This is a genomic window from Jannaschia sp. GRR-S6-38, from assembly GCF_029853695.1.
In the GTDB taxonomy this organism is placed as follows: Bacteria; Pseudomonadota; Alphaproteobacteria; order Rhodobacterales; family Rhodobacteraceae; genus Jannaschia; species Jannaschia ovalis.
In genome coordinates this window covers 2,180,591-2,201,310 of the sequence record NZ_CP122537.1, presented here as the reverse complement: position 1 = coordinate 2,201,310, position 20,720 = coordinate 2,180,591, and the positions used below count along the sequence as shown (strand labels likewise).

Here is a 20,720-nt window from a genome sequence, read left to right as displayed (position 1 = left end):
CGGGCATGTCCCGTTCCCTCCGAGGGAGGAGATCGCGATGCCGCTTTGGCTGCTGGGGCTTCTGGTCGTCGGGGGGATCGGCGGGCTGGTCGCGCTGATGCATGCGCTGGGCCTGTCCCGGGGGCTGACCTTCGCGGACGAGGCCGAAGCGCTGGCCCATTGGCGGCGCAACACCGGCGCCGCGGCACGCCGCGCGCTGCTCGGGCCCGACGGCCGGGCCGCATTGATCGACGGCGGCGCGGGCGTGGTCTGGACGATGGGCGCCGACAGCACCGCCCGCAGCCTCGACGGCGCTCGGATCCGGACGGGCGAGACCGGCCTCGTCATCCGCTTCCCCGATCCCGGCGCGCCCGTGCTGCGCCTGCCCCCCGAGACCGCCCGCGCCTGGGCCCCGATGCTGGCCCCAATCCTGGAGAAGCGCGCATGATGGACGACCTGACCTACCCGGACGTGGTGCAGCTGGCGGTGCCGCTGTTCATCGCGGCGATCCTGGCCGAGCTGCTCTGGATCGCGATCCGCGGCCGGGGCGGCCGCTACGAGACGCGCGACGCCGCGACCTCGCTGGTGATGGGCGCGGGCAATGTCGTGGCGGGGATCGCGCTTGGCTTTCTCGCCTGGGGGTTCTTCATGGCGCTCTGGCGGATCACGCCGCTCGACCTCGGGACGGCCTGGTGGGTGGTGGCGCTGTGCTTCGTGCTGGACGACCTGCGTTACTACTGGGTGCACCGCTTCGGACACCGCATCCGCTGGGTCTGGGCCAGCCACGTCAATCACCATTCCAGCCAGCATTACAACCTGACCACCGCGCTTCGGCAGACCTGGACCGGAACCTTCACCTTCATGATGGTGGTGCGCGCGCCGCTGATCCTGCTGGGCTTCCACCCGGCGATGGTGCTCTTCGTGGGCGGGCTCAACCTGGTCTACCAGTTCTGGATCCACACCGAGGCGATCGGAAAGATGCCGCGTTGGTTCGAGGCGGTGATGAACACGCCCAGCCATCACCGCGTCCATCACGGCCGCAACCCCGAATACCTCGACGCCAACTACGCGGGGGTGTTCATCGTCTGGGACCGGCTGTTCGGCACCTTCGTGGCCGAGCGCGCGCGGCCCGATTACGGGCTGGTGCAGAATCTCGGCACCTTCAATCCGCTGCGCGTGGCGTTTCACGAATGGGTCGCGCTGATCCGGGATGTGACGCGGCCCGGGCTGAGCTGGCGCGAACGAGCGGCCTATGCCGTCGCCCCGCCGGGCTGGAGCCATGACGGCAGCCGCATGACCAGCGCGCAGATCAAGGCGCGGGCCGCGGCCGACGGCGCCATCACCCCGCCCGGCGGGCCGCAGACCGGCTGAGCGTCTCACGCCCCCGGCGCGGCGGCCGGGGGCGCGGCCAGAGCCCGGCGACCCGGCAGACCGCCAGATAGGCGAGCCACGCGGCCCGCGTCCCGTGGGTGTCGTAGAAGGCCTGTTCGGCCGCGGCGTCGCTCCGTCGGGTCATCGCATCCTCCGTGGCGCGGGGTTGACGGGCTCCGGTCTAGCGGGGCCCTATCGCTTCAGGAATGCAACAGAACGAAAGCTTCGTTTCGTGGATGAAACGGCCGGAAACTGGGACGACCTGCGGCTGGTGCTCGCCGTGGCGCGGGCGGGCGGGCTGTCGCCGGCGGCCTCCGCGACCGGGCGCAGCCCAGCGACGCTGGGCCGCCGGATCCGCGCCTTCGAGCGGCGCATCGGGCAGGAGCTTTTCCTCCGCCACGACCGCGGCTACGAGCTGACCGCCGAAGGCGAGGCCTTCCTCGCCCGGCTCGCCCCGCTCGACGCGCAGATCGACGCGCTGATGCGGCCGGCGCGGCAGGAGGCGGCCCCGCTGGTGAAGATCTCCGCGGGGACATGGACAACGCTCGCGCTGCTCGACCGGGTGGCCGACATTGCGGGCGACCCGCCTGCCCTGCGGCTGCGCTTCGTCTCCGACGAGGTGCCGCGCGACCTGCCGCATCGCGAGATCGCCATCGGCATCCGCAACGCCCGCCCGACCGAGCCGACCCTCGCCGGGCGCCGGCTCGCCCGGGTGGGCTTCGCGCCCTATGCGCGGCCCGACGCGCCCGCCGACTGGATTGTCACGCGCGGCGCGGCGCCCTCCTCGCGCTGGCTGTTGGCGCGCGCGGGTGCCGGTGCCGCGCTCGAGGTCACCGCCCCGCGCAACGCGCTCGACCTAGCGCTGGCAGGCCGCGGCATGGCGCTTCTGCCGACCTTCCTGGGCGACGGGGTCCCGGGGCTGGTCCGGCGCGGCCCCGAAATCGACGAGCTGGCGCATGACCGCTGGCTCGTCAGCCACCAGGACGACCGGTACCTGCCCGAGATCCGCCGCGCGCTGGAGCGGATCGCCGCCATCCTCGGCAGCTGACGCGAGGGGACCGGAACCGCGCCCCTCCGCTGCCCGTTCACCCGGCGAACCCGCAGACAGAAGGAGGCTTTCATGCCCGCAATCACCGATGCCAAGATCCTGATTCTCGCCACCCACGGCTTCGAGCAGTCCGAACTGATGAAGCCGCTCGAAGACCTCAAGGCCAAGGGCGCCACCGTCCACGTCGCCTCGCCCTCGGGCGACGCGGTCAAGGGCTGGGACGGCGACGACTGGGGCGACAGCGTCGCCTCGGACCTGAAGCTCTCGGACGCGAAGGCCGACGACTACCACGCGCTCGTCCTGCCCGGCGGCCAGATCAATCCCGACCTGCTGCGCGTCGAGCCCGAGGCCATCTCGCTGATCCAGGCCTTCGTGAAATCCGGCAAGATCGTCGCCGCCGTGTGCCACGCGCCCTGGCTGCTGATCGAGGCGGGCGTGGCTCAGGGCCGCGACATGACCTGCTACAAGTCGATCCGCACCGACCTGAAGAACGCGGGCGCCAACGTGAAGGACGAGTCGGTGGTCGTCTCGAACGGCATCATCACGAGCCGCAATCCGGACGATCTGGACGATTTCGTCGCCAAGATCGTCGAGGAGGTCGAGGAAGGCCGCCACGCGCGCCCCGCCGCTTAACCCGACCGAAACGACCGGCATGCCAAGGGTCCCCCGCTGGAGAGGCGGAGGGGCCCTTGTCACGTCGCGGCTTGTCATCGGAGGGGGCGGAGGACCCGCTCAGCGTCGCGGTGAGCGAGCGGGACCGGTTCGTGCTGGACATGGTGCGCGCCGCGCTGGAGGCGGACCACGTCATGCTGGCCTTCCAGCCAGTGATCGGCGCGGCCACCGGGATGCCGGCCTTCCACGAGGGGCTGATCCGCGTGCTCGACGAAACCGGCCGGGTCATTCCCGCGGGCCAGTTCATGCCGGTGGTCGAGAGGCGGGAGCTGGGCCGCGAGATCGACTGCGCCGCGCTGCGCTGCGGCCTCGATGCCCTGGCGCAGACCCCCACGTTGCGGCTGGCGATCAACATGTCGGCCCGGTCGATCGGCTACCCCAGATGGACCCGGACGCTGCGTCGGGGCATGGCGCGCGACGCCACCGTGGGCGAGCGGCTGATCCTCGAGATCAGCGAGGCGAGCGCGATGCAGGTCCCCGAGCTCGTGAAGAGCTTCATGACCGACTGGCAGGACAAGGGCATCACCTTTGCGCTGGACGATTTCGGCGCCGGGCGGACCTCGTTCCGCGACCTCAAGGAATTCTACTTCGACCTCGTGAAGATCGACGGCAGCTTCGTGCGCGACTGCGACAGCGACCCCGACAACCAATGCCTGCTCGAGGCGCTGATCGGGCTGGCGCGCAGCTTCGACATGTTCACCGTGGCCGAGATGGTCGAGACGCGCGGCGAGGCGGAGTTCCTCGCCGGGGCGGGTATCGACTGCCTGCAGGGCTATTACTACGGCGCGCCGCAGACCAAACCGGGCTGGCTGCCGCCGCCGGCGGATGCGGTCGACGCCGGCTCGTCCTGACGGTCGGGCACCGGGGCGCGCGCGCGGGCGATCCGCGCTCAGGGCGCGATGACGCGCACCTCCGGCGCCTCGGCCGCCAGCGTCCGGCGGATCACCTGCGCCAGTTCGGCGAAGGCCTCGCCCCGCGCCGCCGTGGCGCGCCAGATCATGCCGATATCGCGCCCGGGCGCCGGGTCCGACAGCGGGCGGGCGACGACCAGCTTCTCGCGCGCCACTTCCGAGCGGATGTAGAGCGCCGGCAGGACCGACAGGCCCAGCCCCGTCGCCACCATCTGCCGCAGCGTGTCGAGCGAGGTCCCCTCGTAGTCGAGCGACAGCGTCGCGCCCACCTCCTCGGCCAGCGCGGCCACGGTGTCGTGCAGCCGGTGCCCGGTTTCCAGCGTCATCACCGTCTCGCCGCGCAGCGCGCCGCGCGGGATCACGGGGCGACGGGCCAGCGGATGCTCGGACGGCAGCACCATCAGGAGCGGCTCGTGGAAGAGCGGCTCGACATGCAGGCCCGGCCCCTCGACCGGGACGGGAAAGAACAGAAGGTCCAGCGCCCCGTCGCGCAACCGCCCCATCAGGTCGGCGGCCAGCCCCTCGCGGACATAGAAGGTCAGCCGGGGATAGGCCTCGTGCAAGGCGGGGATGACCAGCGGCAGGAAATAGCTGCCGAGGCTGCCGACCACGCCCACCCGCACCGTCCCCGCCAGCGGATCGGCCCCGGCGCGCGCCAGCCCGACGATATCCTCGACGTCGCGCAGCACCGCGCGGGCCCGGGCCGCGACCTCGGCGCCGACCGGCGTCAGCGTGACCCCGGCGCGCGAGCGTTCGACCAACTGGACGCCTAGCTTGCCCTCGAGCTCGCGCAGCTGCGCCGACAGCGTGGGCTGCGTGACATGCACCATCTCGGCGGCGCGGCGGAAATGCAGCGTGTCGGCCACGGCGACGAGATAGCGGAACTGCTGGAGCGTGGGCATGGCTTTGGCGATAGTCCTTCGCTATTGAAACTGACATATACTTATGGGTTGAACAATCAAACCCACCGCCTATCTTCCCGCGAAGGTTGAAAAGGGGCAGGCATGGCCGAGGCATCGAACCGCGTTCTGGGCGGGCCGGCGGGGGTGATCTCCGTACTGGTGCCGCTGGGGCTGTTCGCATGGCTTCTGCAATTCGTCCCCGCCGTCGCCGCGGGCGAGGTGCTGCTCTGGCGGCTCGACTGGGCGCCGTCGCTGGGAGTGACGCTCGGGATCCTGCTCGACGGGCTGTCGCTGTCCTTCGCGCTCCTGATCACCGGGATCGGCGCGCTGGTGACGCTTTATTCGACGCGCTACTTGGGCGGACACCCGCATTACACGCGCTTCGTAATCTACCTGCTGGGCTTCATGGGCGGGATGCTGGGCCTCGTGCTGTCGGACAACCTGCTGGCGCTGTTCGTCTTCTGGGAGATCACGACGATCACCTCCTACCTGCTGATCGGCTTCGACGCCGACCAGGCCAAGGCGCGCCGCAACGCGCTGCAGGCGCTTCTGGTGACGGGGATCGGCGGGCTGGCCTTCCTGGCGGGGATCGTGCTGATCGGCACGGCCGCAGGCACCTTCGAGATCAGCGAGATCGAGGGCAGCCTGACCGGTCACGCGCTCTACCTGCCGATCTTCCTGCTGGTCGTGGCGGGGGCCTTCACCAAGTCGGCGCAGGTGCCGTTCCATTTCTGGCTGCCCAACGCGATGGCCGCGCCGACGCCGGTCAGCGCCTATCTGCATTCGGCCACGATGGTGAAGGGCGGCGTCTACCTTCTGGCCCGGATGAACCCGTCGCTCGGCGGCAGCGAGATCTGGTTCTGGACGCTGATTCTGTTCGGCGGCGTGACCGCGGTCTTCGCCAGCGTGCTGGCGATCCGCCAGACCGACATCAAGCAGGTGCTGGCCTATACGACGCTGATGGCGCTGGGCACGCTGGTGATGTTCATCGGGCTGGGAACGGCCGCCGCCATCGAGGCGGCGATGACCTTCCTTCTGGTCCACAGCTTCTACAAGGCGGCGCTGTTCCTGATGATCGGCGTGGTCGATCACGGCACCGGCACGCGGGATGCGACGATTCTGCGCGGGCTGGCGCGGGCGATGCCGCTGACGGCGCTGGCGGCGGCGCTCGCGGCGCTCAGCATGGCCGGGCTGCCGCCGCTGTTCGGCTTCATCGGGAAGGAGTTCATGTACAAGGCCGCGCTGGACGCGCCCGTTGCCGTTTGGTGGGTAACCGGCTGCGCCTTCGCCGCCTCGGCGCTGATGTTCGCGGCGGGCGGCATCGTCGCCTGGCGGCCCTTCACCGGCAAGCTGGCCGCCACGCCCGTCACCCCGCATGAGGGGCCATGGCCAATGCTGGCCGGGCCGCTTCTGCTGGCCGCGCTCGGGGTGGCGGCGGGGCTAATGCCCGACCACGCCGAGCTTCTGGTCGCGCCCGCCACCGCCGCCGTTCTGGGCGCCCCGGCGGAGGTCGATCTCTACCTCTTCAAGGAGGTCAACGCCGCCTTCATCCTGTCGCTCCTGACCTTCGCGCTGGGCTTCGTGATCTACCTCGTCCACGCGCCGATGCGCGCGCGGCTGGCGCAGGTGCCCGCGCGGTTCGATCCGGGTTGGGACCGGTTGATGGACGGCGTATCGGACGGCTCGAAGGGGTTGACCGGCCTGATCCAGACCGGGCGGTTGCGGCGCTACGTCTTCGTGACCTTCGCCACGCTCGCCGCGGTGCTGGCCTGGGCGATCTGGCGCGGCGGCGTGCTGCCCGACCTGCCGCCGCTCGAGGATCTGCGCGCCAAGCACTGGTCGGTGCTGATCTTCATTCTGGTCGGCGCCCTGCTGACCGCGGCCACCAACAGCCGCATGACCGCCGTCGCCGCGCTGGGCACGGTGGGTATCGGCGTGGCGCTGATCTTCATCATGTTCGGCGCGCCCGACGTGGCGATCACCCAGCTTCTGGTCGAGGTTCTGCAGGTCGTCCTGGTGGCCGTCGCCATGCTCAAGCTGCCGCGCATGAAGATCGAGAACGTCTCGCGCCTGCGCGGTTGGGACATGGCGCTGGCGCTGAGCCTCGGGGCCCTGACGTCGCTGGTCCTGCTCGCCGTGATGCAGGCGCCGCTGGACCTGCGCCTGACCGCCTTCTTCGAGGCCACCTCGGCGCCCATCGCCCATGGCCGCAACATCGTGAACGTGATCCTCGTCGATTTCCGCGCGCTGGACACTTTCGGCGAGATCGCGGTCGTCGCCATCGCCGCGCTGGGGGCCTACGCGCTCCTGCGCGGAACCCGGAGGGCCCGGCCGTGAAATCCTCGCTCATCGTCCGCGCCGCCACCCGCGTGCTGGTCGGCCTTCTGCTGGTCTTCAGCTTCTACATGCTGATCCGCGGCCATAACGAGCCGGGCGGCGGCTTCATCGGCGGGCTGATCGGGGCCACGGGGTTCATCCTCTACGCCATCGCCCATGGCTGCCGCGCCGCGCGCGAGGCGCTGCGGATCGAGCCGCAGACCATCGCCGTGGTCGGGCTGGGCCTGGCGCTGCTGGCCGGCGTCTCGGCCTTCCTCGACCGCGACGCGCTCTTCGCCGGGCAATGGCTCTTCATCGGCGCCACCGAGGGCGACAAGGGCCTGCCGCTCTCGACGGTGCTGGTCTTCGATATCGGCGTCTACCTGGTGGTGCTGGGCTCGGTCCTGACCATCGTCCTCGGGCTGGAGGAGGAGGTCTGATGGAGACGCTGGTCGCCCTGATGGTCGGCGCGCTGGTCGCCGCCGCGGTCTACCTGATGCTGGCGCGCAACGTGCTGCGCTTCCTCTTCGGGCTGATCCTCATTTCGAACGCCGCGAACCTGCTGATCTTCGCCTCGGGCGGGCTGACGCCCGAATCCCCGCCGCTGATCGAATACGGCGCCGCCGCCCCGCCCGAAGGCGTGGCCAACGCGCTGCCGCAGGCGCTGGTCCTGACGGCCATCGTGATCGGCTTCGGCCTCTTCGCCTTCGCGCTGGTTCTGGTCTATCGCGGCTACCAGAACCTCGGCACGCTCGACTCGGACGAGATGCGGCTGGCCGAGCCGGAGGAGCGCGCGTGACCCCCGCGATCCTGCTGCCCCTGCCCCTGATCCTGCCCTTCGCCACCGCGGTCCTGGCCTTCCTGTTTCGCCGCAACCGCGAGGGGCGCTGGATCAGCGTGACCGGCGCGGCGCTGATGCTGCTGGCCGGTATCGCGCTGCTGGCCCGCGTGCTGGCCGAGGGGCCGATCGCCGCGCAGATGGGCGACTGGCCCGCCCCCTTCGGCATCACGCTGGTCGCCGACACGCTGTCGGCGGTGATGGTGGTCATCACCGGCATCACCGCGCTGGCCGTCGCCGTCTACGCCGCCGCCGACATCACCGCCGAGATGGAGGAGCAGGGCTACCACGCCCTGTTCCAGGTCCTGATCGCGGGCGTCTGCGGCGCCTTCCTGACGGGCGATCTGTTCAACCTCTATGTCTGGTTCGAGGTCATGCTGATCTCGTCCTTCGGGCTGCTGGTCATGGGCGGCAAGCGCATCCAGCTCGATGCGGGCATCAAATACGTCACGCTGAACCTGATCTCGACGATCCTGTTCCTGTCGGGGATCGGCCTGCTTTACGGGGTGACCGGCACGCTGAACCTCGCCGACCTGCATTTCGCCGTGCAGGACGCCGATCCGGGCCTCGTCACGGTGATCGCGGCGATGTTCCTCGTGGGATTCGGGGTGAAGGCCGCGGTCTTCCCGCTCTTCTTCTGGCTGCCCGCCGCCTACCACGCGCCGTCCTTTTCGGTCTCGGCGGTCTTCGCGGGGCTTCTGACCAAGGTGGGCGTCTACGCGTTGATGCGGATGTTCACGCTGGTCTTCACGCAGGACGTGGCCTTCACCCACGGGCTGCTGCTCTGGATCGCGGTGCTGACCATGATCACCGGAGTTCTCGGCGCCGCGGCGCAGAGCGATTTCCGCCGGATCCTGTCGTTCCACATCGTCAGCCAGATCGGCTACATGGTGCTGGGCCTCGCGCTCCTGACGCCGCTGGCGCTGATGGGGGCGGTGTTCTACCTCGTCCACCACATCATCGTGAAGGCTAACCTGTTCCTCGTCTCGGGCGTGGCCAACCGGATCGCGGGGGGCACCGATATCGAGCGGATCGGCGGGCTCTACAAGGGCGCGCCCCTCCTGTCGCTTCTGTTCCTGATTCCGGCCTTCAGCCTCGCGGGCTTCCCGCCGCTCTCAGGGTTCTGGGCGAAATACGTGCTGGTGAAGGCCTCGCTCGACCTGCAGCTCTGGTGGGTGGCCGCCGCCGCGCTGGCCGTGGGGCTGATGACCATCTATTCCATGACCAAGATCTGGGGCCGGGCCTTCTGGGCGCCGCATCCAACCGGGGCCCTGCCGCGCCTGTCCAGCCTGCCCCTGGGCGACCGGATGGCGCTGCTCCTGCCGATCGCGGCGATGGCGACGCTGACCGTGGTGATCGGCCTCTTCCCGGAGCCCTTCGTCCAGGTCGCGACCCGTGCGGCGGACGAGCTGCTGGACCCGACCGCCTATATCGCCGCCGTTCTGGGGGACCGCTCGTGAACCTGTTTCTGCTCAACCTGCTGCTGGCCGTTGCCTGGGCCGCCCTGACCGGGCAATTCACCCTGCCGGGCCTCGGGGTCGGGCTGGTCGTGGGCTTCTTCGCGCTCTGGATCATCCAGCCGCTTTTCGCCAATCGCGGCGGCGGCTATTTCCTGCGGGTCTGGCGCTGGCTGAAGCTGATCGTGCTCTTCCACTGGGAGCTCATCGTCTCCTCGCTCTCGGTTGCCTGGGACGTGCTGACGCCGCGCCACCGCGCCCGGCCGGGCATCATCGCCGTGCCGCTGAAGGCCAAGGGCGAGGCCGAGGTGCTGCTGGTCACCAACCTGATCTCGCTCACGCCGGGCACGCTCAGCCTCGACGTGACCGAGGATTGCAACACGCTCTTCGTCCACGCCATGTTCTCCGACGATCCCGAGAAGATCGTCAGCGACATCGAGAACGGGATGGAACGCTGGGTCCGCGAGGCCCTGTCATGAGGGAGGCCCGACCGTGACGCCCACGCTGACCGAGCAGATGCCAATCCTCGCCTTCTCCGTGCAGGCGGGCTTCGTTCTGGTGATGCTGGGGGTGATCCTGGCGATGTTCCGGCTGGTGAAGGGCCCGTCCCTGTCCGACCGGGTCGTGGCGCTGGACACCATGACCGTGCTGATCGTCGCCTTCTGCGGCCTCTTCGCCATTCAGACCGGCTCGACCGCCTTTCTCGACGTGGCGGTGGTGCTGGCGCTGATCGGCTTCCTCGCCACCGTCGCGCTGGCCCGTTTCGTCGAGCGGGCCGCCCGCCGCGCCCCCGAGGCGGAGCTGCGCAGCCTGGGGGACGATCCATGATCCTCGAGATCTTCCTGTCGGTCGCGGTGATCCTTGGCGGCTTCTTTTCCTTCATCGCCGGGCTGGGCATCCTGCGCCTGCCCGACGTGCTGATCCGGATGCACGCGACGACGAAGGCGGGCACGCTGGGCTCGGGGCTGATCATGCTGGCGGTGGTCGTGGGCTTCGGCGACGTGCCGACCGTGGCGCGCGGCGTGGCGATCATGCTGTTCCTGCTGCTGACCGCGCCGGTGGGCGCGCATATGATCGGGCGCGCGGCCTTCCGCGCGGGCGTGCCGCTCTGGCCGCCGACCAAGGTGGACCCGACCGCCGCGCGCAAATTGGGCGTCCCCGACCGCGACCCCGACGGCTGAGGCGGGCGCGCGCCTGGCGCGCGATGTCGCGGATGGGACAGCACGGCGCGAAGCGGGGCGCGAGCCTGCGGGCCATGGACCCGATCGCCTTCGCCCGCGACACCACCCCCCTGCCCGCCGCCGCGCTGCACCAGGCCCGGCGCTGCCTGCTGGACCTGGGCGGCGTGGGCTGGGGGGGCGCGGGCCTGCCCATGGCACGGATCGCGCGGGACCACGCCGCCGGGGACCTGCCGGGTGCCGTACCGCTGGCCTTCGACACGCGCATGGCCTCGCCCATGGGCGCCGCGCTGGCGGCGGGCATGACCATCGACGCGCTGGACGGGCATGACGGGTTCAACCCCGCGAAGGGACATTGCGGCTGCGGCCTTCTGGCGGGGCTCATCGCGGTGGCGCCGGACGACTTGCCCGGCGCGGCGCTTCTGGACCTGCTGGCGCGCGGCTACGAACTGGCCAGCCGCCTCGCCATCGTCCAGCACGCGAGCTGCCCCGATTATCACACCTCCGGGTCCTGGGTCGCACCGGCCCTGGCGCTGCTCGCCGGGCGGATCGCGGGGCTGGACCGGGACGCGATGGCCCATGCGGCGGGCATCGCCGAATATCACGGGCCCCGCAGCCAGATGATGCGCTGCATCGACCACCCGACGATGGTGAAGGACGGCTCGGGCCAGGGCGCGATGGTCGGCGTGCAGGCTGCGCTGCTGGCCGCCCGCGGGTTCACCGGCGCGCCCGCGCGGACGCTGACCGGCGCGGCCTGGGCCGATCTGGGCCGCCGCTGGATGATCGCCGAGCAGTATTTCAAGCCCTACCCGGTCTGCCGCTGGGCGCAGCCGCCGGTCGAGGCCGTGCTGTCGCTGCGCGCCGATCTGCGGGGCCCCGTCACCGAGATCGTGATCGAGACCTTCCACGAAAGCACCCGGCTCGCGACCTGCCATCCCGCCACGCCGGAGGAGGCGCAGTATTCCACGGCCTTTCCCGTGGCCATCGCGCTCGCCCGCGGCGGCATCGGCCCGGCGGACCTGCACGGCGCGGCGCTCCACGACCCGGAGGTGCGGCGCCTCGCCGCCTGCCTGCGCTTCGAGGAAAGCGCCGAGGCCAACGCGCTCTTTCCCGGCACGCGCATCGCCCGCGCCCGCATCACCGCCGGCGGCCGCAACCATGTCAGCGACTGGCACCGCCCCCGCTGGGACGCCGAGGCCCCGCCCTCGGATGCCGAGCTGCGGGCCAAGTTCGACGCGTTCACCGACGGCATCCTGCCGCCCGCCCGGCAGCGCGCGGTCGCCGCGACGCTCTGGGATCCGGCGGATGCGCGCGCGGTCCGGGACGCGCTGCGCCCCGCTCTATCAGCCTCGGATCGGGGCGATCACAGCCCCAGCCCCTCCAGCACCGCTTCCAGCTCGGCGTAATCGTCGAGCAGCGCCTCGGGCTCCAGCGCGCGCACCCGGTCGGCGCCGGGCCCGAAGGTGACGAGCACCGACGGCACGCCCGCGCGCCGCGCCGTCTCGCGGTCGGTCTGGGTGTCACCGATCAAGACCGAGCGGCCCGGATCACCACCGGCGCGGGTCACGGCCTGCACGAAATGCTCGGGATGCGGCTTGCGGACCTCCAGCGTGTCGGCCCCGACCAGGCTGTCGAACCGCTCCAGCGCGCCCAGCGCGCGCATCAGGCTGACCGCCAGCCCCTCGGGCTTGTTGGTGCAGATGCCCACCGCGTCGCCGCGGTCGCGCAGCCGCTCCACCGCCTCAAGCGCGCCGGGATAGAACACGGTCTGCGAACAGATGTCGCGCGCGTAGGCATCGAGGAGCGGCTGGTAGCCGGCATCGACCTCCGCCTCGTCGACCTCGCCCAGCCGGCCCAGCCCGAGCCGCAGCATCGCCCGCCCGCCGCGCAACGCGGTGGCCCGGTCCTCGGTCGCCGAGGGATCCAGCCGCACCGCGCGGCCGAGATGCGCGAAGGCCGCGTTCGCCGCCGCCAGCAGGTCGCCCGACGTGTCGCAGAGCGTTCCGTCGAGATCGAATATGACACTTCGTTTCATCCGCGGGTGTCCTTTCGCCGAGGCCGGGCTTGTGGCAGATCACCGGGGAGGTAGAACGACGACCATCCCGGGGAAAGGTGCATCATGGCCGTCGCGTTGATCGTTTTGGCCGCCGGACAGGGCAGCCGCATGCAATCGGACCTGCCCAAGGTCCTGCACCGCGTGGCCCACGCGCCGCTTCTGGTCCATGCCCTGCGCGCCGGGGCGAGCCTGTCGCCCGCGCGCACGATCATCGTCGCCGGCCATGGCGGCGACGCGGTCGAGGCCGCCGCGACGGATCACGACCCGGGTATCCGGGTCGTCCGCCAGGAGGCGCAGAATGGCACCGCCCAAGCCGTCGCGCAGGCCCGCCCCGCGCTCGACGGCTTCGCGGGCGACGCGGTCGTGCTCTACGGCGACACGCCCTTCATCCGCCCCGGGACGTTGCAGGACATGCTGGCGGCCCGCGCTGCGGGCGCCGATATCGTCGTGCTGGGCTTCGAGGCGGCCGTGCCCGGGCGCTACGGGCGGCTCGTCACCGATGGCGACCGGCTGGAGCGCATCGTCGAGGCCAAGGACGCCACCGAAGCGGAGCTGGCCATCCGGCTGTGCAATTCCGGCGTCATCGCCGCCGATGCGGGCGTGCTGTTCGACCTGATCGACCAGGTCGGCAACGACAACGCCGCGGGCGAATACTACCTCACCGATATCGTGGGCCTCGCGCGGGCGGCGCGCCTCTCCGCCCGCGTCGTCACCTGCCCCGAGGCCGAGACGATGGGCGTAAACACCCGCGCCGACCTCGCCGCCGCCGAGGCCGCCTTCCAGGCCCGGGCCCGGACCGCGGCGCTGGCGGACGGCGTGACCATGACCGCGCCCGAAACCGTCTTCCTGGCCCATGACACGGTCCTGGGCCGCGACGTGACGGTCGAGCCGCATGTCGTCTTCGGCCCCGAGGTCACCGTCGAATCCGGCGCCACGATCCGCGCCTTCAGCCATCTCGAGGGCTGCCACGTCTCGGATGGCTGCGTGATCGGGCCCTACGCGCGGCTGCGCACCGGGGCCGAGCTGGACCGCGGCGTGCGGGTCGGCAATTTCGTCGAGGTGAAGGCCGCGCAGGTGCATGAGGGTGCGAAGATCAACCACCTCTCCTATATCGGAGATGCCGAGGTGGGCGCGCGGGCCAATATCGGCGCGGGCACCATCACCTGCAATTACGACGGCGTCTTCAAGCATCGCACCGTGATCGGCGCGGATGCCTTCATCGGCTCGAACAGCGCGCTGGTCGCGCCGGTGCGCGTGGGCGAGGCCGCGATGACCGGGTCGGGCAGCGTGGTCACCGGCGACGTGCCCGATGGCGACCTGGCGCTGGGCCGGTCGAAACAGGTCAACAAGCCCGGGCTGGCGCGCCGCATGATGGCGCGGCTCCGGGCGGCGAAGGAGGCAGGCTGATGTGCGGGATCATCGGGATACTGGGCAACCACCAGGCCGCGCCGATCATGGTCGATGCGCTGAAACGGCTGGAATATCGCGGTTATGACAGCGCGGGCATCGCCACCGTCCACGACGACCGGCTGGAGCGCCGCCGCGCCGTGGGCAAGCTCGTGAACCTCGCCGATCTTCTGGTCTCCGAGCCGCTCGCGGGGCGCGCGGGCATCGGGCACACGCGCTGGGCCACCCATGGCGCCGTGACCGAGGGCAACGCCCACCCCCACCGCTCCGGCCGCGTGGCCGTCGTCCATAACGGCATCATCGAGAACTTCCAGGAGCTGCGCGCCGAGCTCGACGGCCCGTGGGAGAGCCAGACCGACACCGAGACCATCGTGCGCCTCTGCGAGCACTACCTCGCGGCGGGCAAGTCCCCGCGCGAGGCCGCCTTCGCCACCATTGATCGTCTGCGCGGGGCCTATGCGCTGTGCTTCCTGTTCGAGGGCGAGCCGGACCTGCTGATCTGCGGCCGCCAGGGGCCGCCGCTGGCGATCGGGCACGGGCAGGGCGAGATGTATGTCGGCTCGGACGCCATCGCGCTCTCGGGCCTGACCGACCGGGTCACCTATCTCGAGGATGGCGACCGGGCCGTGGTGACGCGGGCGGGCGCGCAGATCTTCGACGCCGCGGGCCACCAGGTCGGCCGCGAGATCCGTCGCGTCTCGGTCGAGGCGCGGCAGATGGAGAAGGCGGGCCACCGGCACTTCATGGCCAAGGAGATCCACGAGCAGCCGCAAACCCTGGCGCAGGTGATCGACGCCTATACGGAGGGCGACCGCATCGTCCCGCCCGTCGCCTATGACTGGGCGGCCACGGACCGCGTCCAGATGGTGGCCTGCGGCACGGCGCATATCGCCTGCATCGTGGCGAAATACTGGTTCGAGAGCCTCGCGCGGCTGCCGGTCGATGTCGATATCGCCTCGGAATACCGCTACCGCGAGGGCCCCGTCGGCACCGACAACACCGCGCTCTTCGTCAGCCAGTCGGGCGAGACGGCCGACACGCTGGCCGCGTTGCGCTATGCCCGCGGCAAGGCCCGGGCCATCGTCTCGGTGGTCAACGTGGCCGAGAGCAGCATCGCGCGGGAAAGCGACGTCGCGCTGCCGATCCTCGCCGGGGTAGAGGTGGGGGTGGCTTCGACCAAGGCCTTCGTCAACCAGCTGGCCGTCCTGCTGGCGCTTGCCATCCGCGCGGGCGTCGACCGGGGCCTCGTGGATGCCGCACGCGAGGCGGAGCTCGTCGCGGGGCTGCGCGCCCTGCCCGGCCTCGTCAGCACGGCGCTCGGGATCGAGGACCGCTGCGAGGCGCTGGCGCACGAGCTGGCGGAGGCCTCGGACATCCTGTTCCTGGGGCGCGGGCCGATGTATCCGCTGGCGCTGGAAGGCGCGCTGAAACTCAAGGAAATCAGCTATATCCACGCAGAAGGCTACGCGGCGGGCGAACTCAAGCACGGGCCGATCGCGCTGGTCGACCAGTCGATGCCGATCATCGTCTTCGCGCCGAAGGACGGGCTGTTCGACAAGGCCGTCTCGAATATGCAGGAGGTCATGGCCCGCGAGGGGAAGGTGCTCCTGGTGACCGATGCGCGGGGCGCGGAGACCGCGTCAGACGGGGTCTGGCAGGTGCTCTCGATGCCCGCGGTCGCGCCGGTCTTCACGCCGATCCTCTATGCCGTCCCGGCGCAGCTCCTGGCCTATCACGTGGCCGTCGCGAAGGGCACGGACGTCGACCAGCCGCGCAACCTGGCGAAGTCGGTGACGGTCGAATGAGGGGCCGGAATTTCGTGGGTGATCCACGGGTGATCTACGGGTGATCCATGTCGGACGTGATTGACGCGACCCCGCGACCCGAGGATGTGCTGGACCGGCTGCGCGAAGCGGGCGACCCGGCCCGCGCGGCCCGCGATCGCGCCGCCAACCGGACCGCGCGCGAGACGCTGGGCGTCGCCCCCGAGACGCTCCGCGCGCTGTCGGACGAGATCCGCGCGAGGACGGATGTGGACCGACGCGTGCTGCTGGCGGATGCGCTGTGGCGGTCGGAGCTGTTCGACGCGCGGATGCTGGCGCTGCGGCTGCTGACCCAGGCGCGGATCCGGCCCGATCACGGGCCCTGGGCGCTGCTGGAGCGCTGGGTGCACGGGTTCGATTGCCGCGCCATCGCCGATGCCGGCGCGGCGGCCATCGCGCGGCGGCTGCAGGCCGATCCGGCGCGGCTGGAGGTGGTCGCGGACTGGACCGGCGCGGCGAATGTCTGGACCCGGCGCACGGCGCTGGCCGCGACCGCGCCCTGGGCCAAGATGAACCATCCCTCCGAGGCCGATCTCGCGATCCGCGAGCGGGTGCTGGGCTGGGCGGCGGCGATGCGGGACGACAAGCGCCCGGTCATCGCGCAGGCCGTCGCGAGCTGGCTGCGCGATCTGGCGCGCCACGACCCGGAGCGGGCGGCCGCCTTCCGCGCCGCGTGACGACCCATGACGCGATCGTGCTGGGCGCCGGTGGCGCCGGGCTGATGGCCGCCGCCATCGCGGGCCAAGGCGGCGCGCGGGTGCTGGTGATCGACCATGCGCCGAAGCCCGGCAAGAAGATCCTGATCTCGGGCGGCGGGCGCTGCAACTTCACCAATACCGGCTGCGAGCCCGCGAATTTCCTGTCCGAGAACCCGCATTTCGCGAAGTCGGCGCTCAACCGCTACACGCAATGGGATTTCCTGGCGCTGATCGAGGCGCACGGCATCGCCTGGCACGAGAAGACGCTGGGGCAGCTGTTCTGCGACGGCTCGGCCCGGGCCGTGGTGGCGATGCTGCTGGAGGAATGCGCCAAGGGCGGCGTCGAGATCCGGCTGGAGACGGCGATCGGCGAGATCGGGCATGGCGACGGGCTGTTCCGCGTGGCGGGCGCCGTGGCGCCGGCGCTGGTGATCGCGACCGGCGGGCCGTCGATCCCGAAGATGGGCGCGACGGGCGTGGCCTATGACATCGCGCGCCGCTTCGGGCTGGCGGTCGTGCCGCCGCGCCCGGCGCTGGTGCCGCTGACCCTGTCCGAGACCGAGCGGCTGGAGCTGTCGGGCGTCGCCGTGCCCGCGGTGGCGGAGGCGGGCGGGGCGCGCTTCGCGGAGGCCGCGCTCTTCACCCATCGCGGGCTGTCCGGGCCGGCGGTGCTGCAGGTGTCGTCCTATTGGCGGCCGGGCGAGGCGGTGGTGCTGGAGCTTCTGGCCGATGCGGGCCGGCTTCTGCGCGAGGCGCGGGCCCGGATGCCGCGCGCGGGGCTGAAGGCCGCGCTGGCCGAGCATCTGCCCAACCGGCTGGCCGAGGCGCTGGCCGCACGGATCGGCATCGCCCGCGAGCTGGGCAACACGCCCGATGCGGAGCTGGACCGCGCCGCCGGGATGCTGGGCGCGCTGACCTTCCACCCGACGGGGACCGAGGGCTATGCCAAGGCCGAGGTCACGGCGGGCGGCATCGCCACCGACGCGCTGTCGTCGAAGACGATGGAGGCGCGGGCGGTGTCGGGGCTCTACGCCATTGGCGAGGCGGTGGACGTCACCGGCTGGCTGGGCGGCTACAATTTCCAATGGGCCTGGTCGTCGGGCTGGGCCGCGGGGGTCGCGCTGGCGGAGCGGGCTGCGCGCTAGCGTCCGGGCGGGGCGCGCGTCGGCGGGCCGCGGTTCGGCGATCCGCGGTGGGGCGGCGCGCTTTATGGTCGCCACATCCGGATGACCCTGCTGCGGCGCGCCATGGCCAGCCAGATCGCCGGGCCGGGGGGCGGCCCGGCGATGCGCGGCATCGGCCGGAGGCCGATGCTGTTTCGCGCCACGGAGACTGGATTGGGCTGCTACACCCCCGAGCGGCGGTAGAGATGCCAGCTCGCATGGCCCAGCACGGGCAGGACCACCAGAAGCCCCAGGAACCAGGGCAGCATGGCGAGGAAGAGCGAGGTGCCGATCAGCGCGGCCCAGGCCAGCATCACCACCGGGTTGTCGCGCACGAGCGCGAGGCTGCGCAGCATGGCGGTGACGAAATCGATCTCGCGCTCCAGGAGCATCGGCAGGCTGACCACGGTCAGCGCGAAGAGCAGGAAGGCCCAGAGCGCGCCCACCCCGAGCTCGACCAGCAGTGCGGTCAGGCCGCGACCGGAGAGGTAGCTCGCCAGGTCGCCCGGCGGGCCCGACAGGACCGAGGGACCCATGATGAGCGCGAAGAGCATATGGGCGAAGAAGCTCCAGAACAGGAAGTAGATGACGATCACCGCCCCCGCCCAGGGGATCTGGCGGGTGCGTTCCTGCCAGACCACGCCGAGCACGTTGGAGAAGGTGAGCGGCTCGCCCGATTGCCGCCGCCGGCTGACCTCGTAGAGCCCGACGGCGAGGAAGGGAGCGACCAGCGGGAAGCCCAGCGACATGGTCAGCGTCCAGGTGAAGAGCCCGGCGCCGAGCTGCGTCAGGACCAGCCCGGCGATCACGTAGATGCCGGCGAAGAACAGCCCGTATTGCGGCGCGGCGCGGAAGTCGCGCCAGCCCGCCGCCAGCGCGGCGCGCAGGTCGGCGAAGGCCAGGTGGCCATGGGCGTCGTCATGGGGTTCGGTCTGCAGGGCCATCGGGACGCGATCCCAGAAGATGCTTATCACTTCTCCAGACGCGCACCGGTTTTCAAAGTTACAGCGGTGCCCGTCGCAACGACCAATACCATATTCCACCCGCTGTCGCCTATCTGCGTGTAGTCGAGGTCCAAACCGACGACGGCGTCGGCGCCAAGGCTATGGGCCTCGCGACGCAATTCCTCTACCACTGTTGCGCGCGCTTCCCGCATCGTGTCCTGGATCGCGGATGATCGGCCTCCAACGATGTTTCGGACACCAGCGAAGAGGTCCTTGAAGATGTTCATTCCATAGGCGCATTCAGCGCCAACGACCCCCAGACGTTCGGCAACCAAGCCGTTTAGGCAGGTCTCTGTCGTGACCATAATCGCTGCGATGTCGGCGTCCTGCTTTTGCCGCGAGATATGCTGAACTGGATCTTGTTCCGCCTTCAACCGACTTGCATTGCAGCGTTTGCACAATGACCCGGAGGGTCCGTAGGAATTCAAGAACCCGATCTCCTCACCGCACTCCGCGCATTTCGCCATTTGGCTACCCCTTCGTCTCTCTCTCCCTCTTCTATCAACATGGCTGATGGTGAAGGCGAGGCCTGTCCACCCCACCTTGCCCCCGCGGCGCCCCTCCGCTAACCGGCGCGCGACCCTTGAGACAGCCGGAGCGCGCCATGCCCCGCCTCGTGATGAAGTTCGGCGGCACCTCCGTCGCCAATCTCGACCGCATTCGCCGCGTCGCCAAGCGCGTGGGCGTCGAGGTGGCCAAGGGCTACGAGGTGATCGTGGTGGTCTCGGCCATGGCCGGCAAGACCAACGAGCTGGTGGGCTGGGTGGACCAGACGGGGCCGTTCTACGACGCGCGGGAATACGACGCGGTGGTGTCCTCGGGCGAGAACGTGACCGCGGGGCTCTTGGCGCTGGTGCTGCAGGAGAACGGCATCGACGCACGGTCCTGGCAGGGCTGGCAGGTGCCGGTGCGGACGAGCTCGGCGCATAGCTCGGCGCGGATCGAGGAGATCGGGACCGAGAATTTCAACGCGCGCTTCGCGGGGGGCATGCAGGTCGCGGTGGTCGCGGGCTTCCAGGGGATCAGCCCGGAGGGCCGGATCACCACGCTGGGGCGCGGCGGCTCGGACACCACGGCGGTCGCCTTCGCGGCGGCCTTCGCGGCGGAGCGCTGCGACATCTATACCGACGTGGACGGGGTCTACACGACCGATCCGCGGATCACCTCGAAGGCGCGCAAGCTGGACCGCATCGCCTTCGAGGAGATGCTGGAGCTGGCATCGCTGGGCGCGAAGGTGCTGCAGACGCGGTCGGTCGAGCTGGCGATGCGCTACAAGGTGAAGCTGCGGGTGCTGTCGAGCTTCGAGGAACAGTCGGACGAGGCCGGGACGCTGGTCTGCGACGAGGAGGACATCATGGAAAGCAACGTGGTCGCGGGGGTCGCCTTCGTGCGCGACGAGGCGAAGATGACGCTGGTCTCGGTCGCCGACCGGCCGGGCGTGTCGGCGGCGATCTTCGGACCGCTCGCCGAGGCGGGCGTCAACGTGGACATGATCGTGCAGAACATCGCCGAGGACGGGCGCACCGACATGACCTTCTCGCTGCCGGTCGACCAGATCGCGCGGGCCGAGAAGGCGGTGCGCCAGGCGATGGAGACGGGCTCGATCGAGTTCCACGACCTGATCGCCGACAAGGACGTAAGCAAGGTCTCGGTGGTGGGCATCGGGATGCGCAGCCATGCCGGCGTGGCCGCGCGGATGTTCGAGGCGCTGTCGGCCGAGGGGATCAACATCAAGGTCATCACCACCTCGGAGATCAAGATCAGCGTGCTGATCGACCGCAAGTACATGGAGCTGGCCGTGCAGGCGCTGCATGACGAGTTCGGGCTGGAGAAGGCCTGAGCCGGGCGCGCATCGGATAACAGCCGCGCGTTATCGCGTTCTTCAGGGGTCGCGCGG

24 protein-coding genes are annotated in these 20,720 nt (G+C 70.6%); 19 read left to right on the top strand and 5 right to left on the bottom strand.

The features are described 5' to 3' along the window. Positions 1-37: 37 nt before the first annotated feature. Both P8627_RS11165 and P8627_RS11160 read left to right on the top strand, forming a co-directional pair. The gene (locus P8627_RS11165) at positions 38-427 is read left to right on the top strand and encodes a hypothetical protein (RefSeq protein WP_279964176.1); all 390 of its coding nucleotides are present in this window, start codon (positions 38-40) and stop codon (positions 425-427) included. Beyond that, the gene (locus tag P8627_RS11160; protein ID WP_279964175.1) at positions 424-1,350 is read left to right on the top strand and encodes a sterol desaturase family protein; all 927 of its coding nucleotides are present in this window, start codon (positions 424-426) and stop codon (positions 1,348-1,350) included. The genes P8627_RS11165 and P8627_RS11160 overlap by 4 nt, the downstream gene beginning before the upstream one ends. Here the strand turns inward: P8627_RS11160 and P8627_RS11155 are convergent. Further along, positions 1,319-1,495, bottom strand: coding sequence for a hypothetical protein (locus P8627_RS11155; RefSeq protein WP_279964174.1), 177 nt, complete (start codon positions 1,493-1,495; stop codon positions 1,319-1,321). The genes P8627_RS11160 and P8627_RS11155 overlap by 32 nt on opposite strands. Positions 1,496-1,582: 87 nt before the next feature. Here P8627_RS11155 and P8627_RS11150 point away from each other — a divergent pair, with 87 nt between their 5' ends. The 3 genes from P8627_RS11150 to P8627_RS11140 all read left to right on the top strand — a co-directional run bounded on the left by P8627_RS11150 (position 1,583) and on the right by P8627_RS11140 (position 3,921). Continuing rightward, a complete protein-coding gene (locus P8627_RS11150; protein ID WP_279964173.1) occupies positions 1,583-2,398 on the top strand; it encodes a LysR family transcriptional regulator in 816 nt (271 codons plus the stop codon). 72 nt (positions 2,399-2,470) lie between these two features. Further along, positions 2,471-3,031: a type 1 glutamine amidotransferase domain-containing protein gene (locus P8627_RS11145; RefSeq protein WP_279964172.1), complete on the top strand. Its 561-nt coding sequence runs from the start codon at positions 2,471-2,473 to the stop codon at positions 3,029-3,031. Positions 3,032-3,102: 71 nt separating this feature from the next. Continuing rightward, a complete protein-coding gene (locus P8627_RS11140; RefSeq protein WP_279964171.1) occupies positions 3,103-3,921 on the top strand; it encodes an EAL domain-containing protein in 819 nt (272 codons plus the stop codon). A 38-nt stretch (positions 3,922-3,959) separates the two neighbouring features. Here the strand turns inward: P8627_RS11140 and P8627_RS11135 are convergent, their stop codons facing one another. Continuing rightward, on the bottom strand, positions 3,960-4,883 hold the full coding sequence (locus P8627_RS11135; RefSeq protein WP_279964170.1) for a hydrogen peroxide-inducible genes activator: 924 nt from the start codon (positions 4,881-4,883) through the stop codon (positions 3,960-3,962). A gap of 102 nt (positions 4,884-4,985) precedes the next feature. Between P8627_RS11135 and P8627_RS11130 the strand changes: the two genes are divergently transcribed. From P8627_RS11130 to P8627_RS11095, 8 genes are all read left to right on the top strand, one after another. Further along, positions 4,986-7,220, top strand: a complete 2,235-nt coding sequence (locus tag P8627_RS11130; RefSeq protein ID WP_279964169.1) for a putative monovalent cation/H+ antiporter subunit A — start codon at positions 4,986-4,988, stop codon at positions 7,218-7,220. Next, entirely contained in the window at positions 7,217-7,639 is a 423-nt protein-coding gene (locus P8627_RS11125) for a Na+/H+ antiporter subunit B (protein WP_279964168.1), read from the top strand. Before P8627_RS11130 ends, P8627_RS11125 begins: the two co-directional genes overlap by 4 nt. Then, entirely contained in the window at positions 7,639-7,998 is a 360-nt protein-coding gene (locus tag P8627_RS11120; protein WP_279964167.1) for a Na+/H+ antiporter subunit C, read from the top strand. Before P8627_RS11125 ends, P8627_RS11120 begins: the two co-directional genes overlap by 1 nt. Next, on the top strand, positions 7,995-9,497 hold the full coding sequence (locus P8627_RS11115) for a Na+/H+ antiporter subunit D (protein ID WP_279964166.1): 1,503 nt from the start codon (positions 7,995-7,997) through the stop codon (positions 9,495-9,497). Before P8627_RS11120 ends, P8627_RS11115 begins: the two co-directional genes overlap by 4 nt. Next, positions 9,494-9,973 carry a Na+/H+ antiporter subunit E gene (locus P8627_RS11110; protein WP_279964165.1) on the top strand — a complete coding sequence of 160 codons (480 nt, stop codon included), beginning with the start codon at positions 9,494-9,496 and terminating at the stop codon, positions 9,971-9,973. The genes P8627_RS11115 and P8627_RS11110 overlap by 4 nt, the downstream gene beginning before the upstream one ends. Before the next feature lie 13 nt (positions 9,974-9,986). Continuing rightward, complete coding sequence (locus P8627_RS11105) at positions 9,987-10,322, top strand: cation:proton antiporter (RefSeq protein WP_279964164.1); 336 nt, start codon at positions 9,987-9,989, stop codon at positions 10,320-10,322. Next, a complete protein-coding gene (gene mnhG, locus P8627_RS11100; RefSeq protein ID WP_279964163.1) occupies positions 10,319-10,675 on the top strand; it encodes a monovalent cation/H(+) antiporter subunit G in 357 nt (118 codons plus the stop codon). Before P8627_RS11105 ends, mnhG begins: the two co-directional genes overlap by 4 nt. Before the next feature lie 74 nt (positions 10,676-10,749). Beyond that, complete coding sequence (locus tag P8627_RS11095) at positions 10,750-12,078, top strand: MmgE/PrpD family protein (protein WP_279964162.1); 1,329 nt, start codon at positions 10,750-10,752, stop codon at positions 12,076-12,078. Here P8627_RS11095 and P8627_RS11090 read toward each other — a convergent pair. Further along, complete coding sequence (locus tag P8627_RS11090; protein WP_279964161.1) at positions 12,036-12,707, bottom strand: HAD-IA family hydrolase; 672 nt, start codon at positions 12,705-12,707, stop codon at positions 12,036-12,038. The two genes, P8627_RS11095 and P8627_RS11090, sit on opposite strands and share 43 nt — an antisense overlap. Positions 12,708-12,791: 84 nt before the next feature. Between P8627_RS11090 and glmU the strand changes: the two genes are divergently transcribed. The 5 genes from glmU (at position 12,792) to P8627_RS11065 (ending at position 18,023) form a co-directional block, all read left to right on the top strand. After that, the gene (gene glmU, locus P8627_RS11085) at positions 12,792-14,135 is read left to right on the top strand and encodes a bifunctional UDP-N-acetylglucosamine diphosphorylase/glucosamine-1-phosphate N-acetyltransferase GlmU (protein ID WP_279964160.1); all 1,344 of its coding nucleotides are present in this window, start codon (positions 12,792-12,794) and stop codon (positions 14,133-14,135) included. Continuing rightward, positions 14,135-15,940 (top strand): glutamine--fructose-6-phosphate transaminase (isomerizing), encoded by a 1,806-nt coding sequence (gene glmS, locus P8627_RS11080; RefSeq protein WP_279964159.1) that lies wholly within the window; start codon positions 14,135-14,137, stop codon positions 15,938-15,940. Before glmU ends, glmS begins: the two co-directional genes overlap by 1 nt. Positions 15,941-15,987: 47 nt before the next feature. Beyond that, entirely contained in the window at positions 15,988-16,635 is a 648-nt protein-coding gene (locus tag P8627_RS11075; protein ID WP_279964158.1) for a DNA alkylation repair protein, read from the top strand. 44 nt (positions 16,636-16,679) lie between these two features. Next, positions 16,680-17,801: a BaiN/RdsA family NAD(P)/FAD-dependent oxidoreductase gene (locus P8627_RS11070; protein WP_407932984.1), complete on the top strand. Its 1,122-nt coding sequence runs from the start codon at positions 16,680-16,682 to the stop codon at positions 17,799-17,801. Positions 17,802-17,882: 81 nt separating this feature from the next. Beyond that, positions 17,883-18,023, top strand: a complete 141-nt coding sequence (locus tag P8627_RS11065; RefSeq protein ID WP_279964156.1) for a hypothetical protein — start codon at positions 17,883-17,885, stop codon at positions 18,021-18,023. Here P8627_RS11065 and P8627_RS11060 read toward each other — a convergent pair. Further along, positions 18,002-18,763 carry a DUF2189 domain-containing protein gene (locus tag P8627_RS11060; RefSeq protein WP_279964155.1) on the bottom strand — a complete coding sequence of 254 codons (762 nt, stop codon included), beginning with the start codon at positions 18,761-18,763 and terminating at the stop codon, positions 18,002-18,004. The genes P8627_RS11065 and P8627_RS11060 overlap by 22 nt on opposite strands. Positions 18,764-18,789: 26 nt before the next feature. Next, on the bottom strand, positions 18,790-19,251 hold the full coding sequence (locus P8627_RS11055; RefSeq protein WP_279964154.1) for a YbjQ family protein: 462 nt from the start codon (positions 19,249-19,251) through the stop codon (positions 18,790-18,792). Between the two features lie 176 nt (positions 19,252-19,427). On the opposite strand from P8627_RS11055, the gene P8627_RS11050 reads away from it, so the two are divergent. Then, a complete protein-coding gene (locus tag P8627_RS11050) occupies positions 19,428-20,663 on the top strand; it encodes an aspartate kinase (RefSeq protein ID WP_279964153.1) in 1,236 nt (411 codons plus the stop codon). Positions 20,664-20,720: the final 57 nt, after the last annotated feature.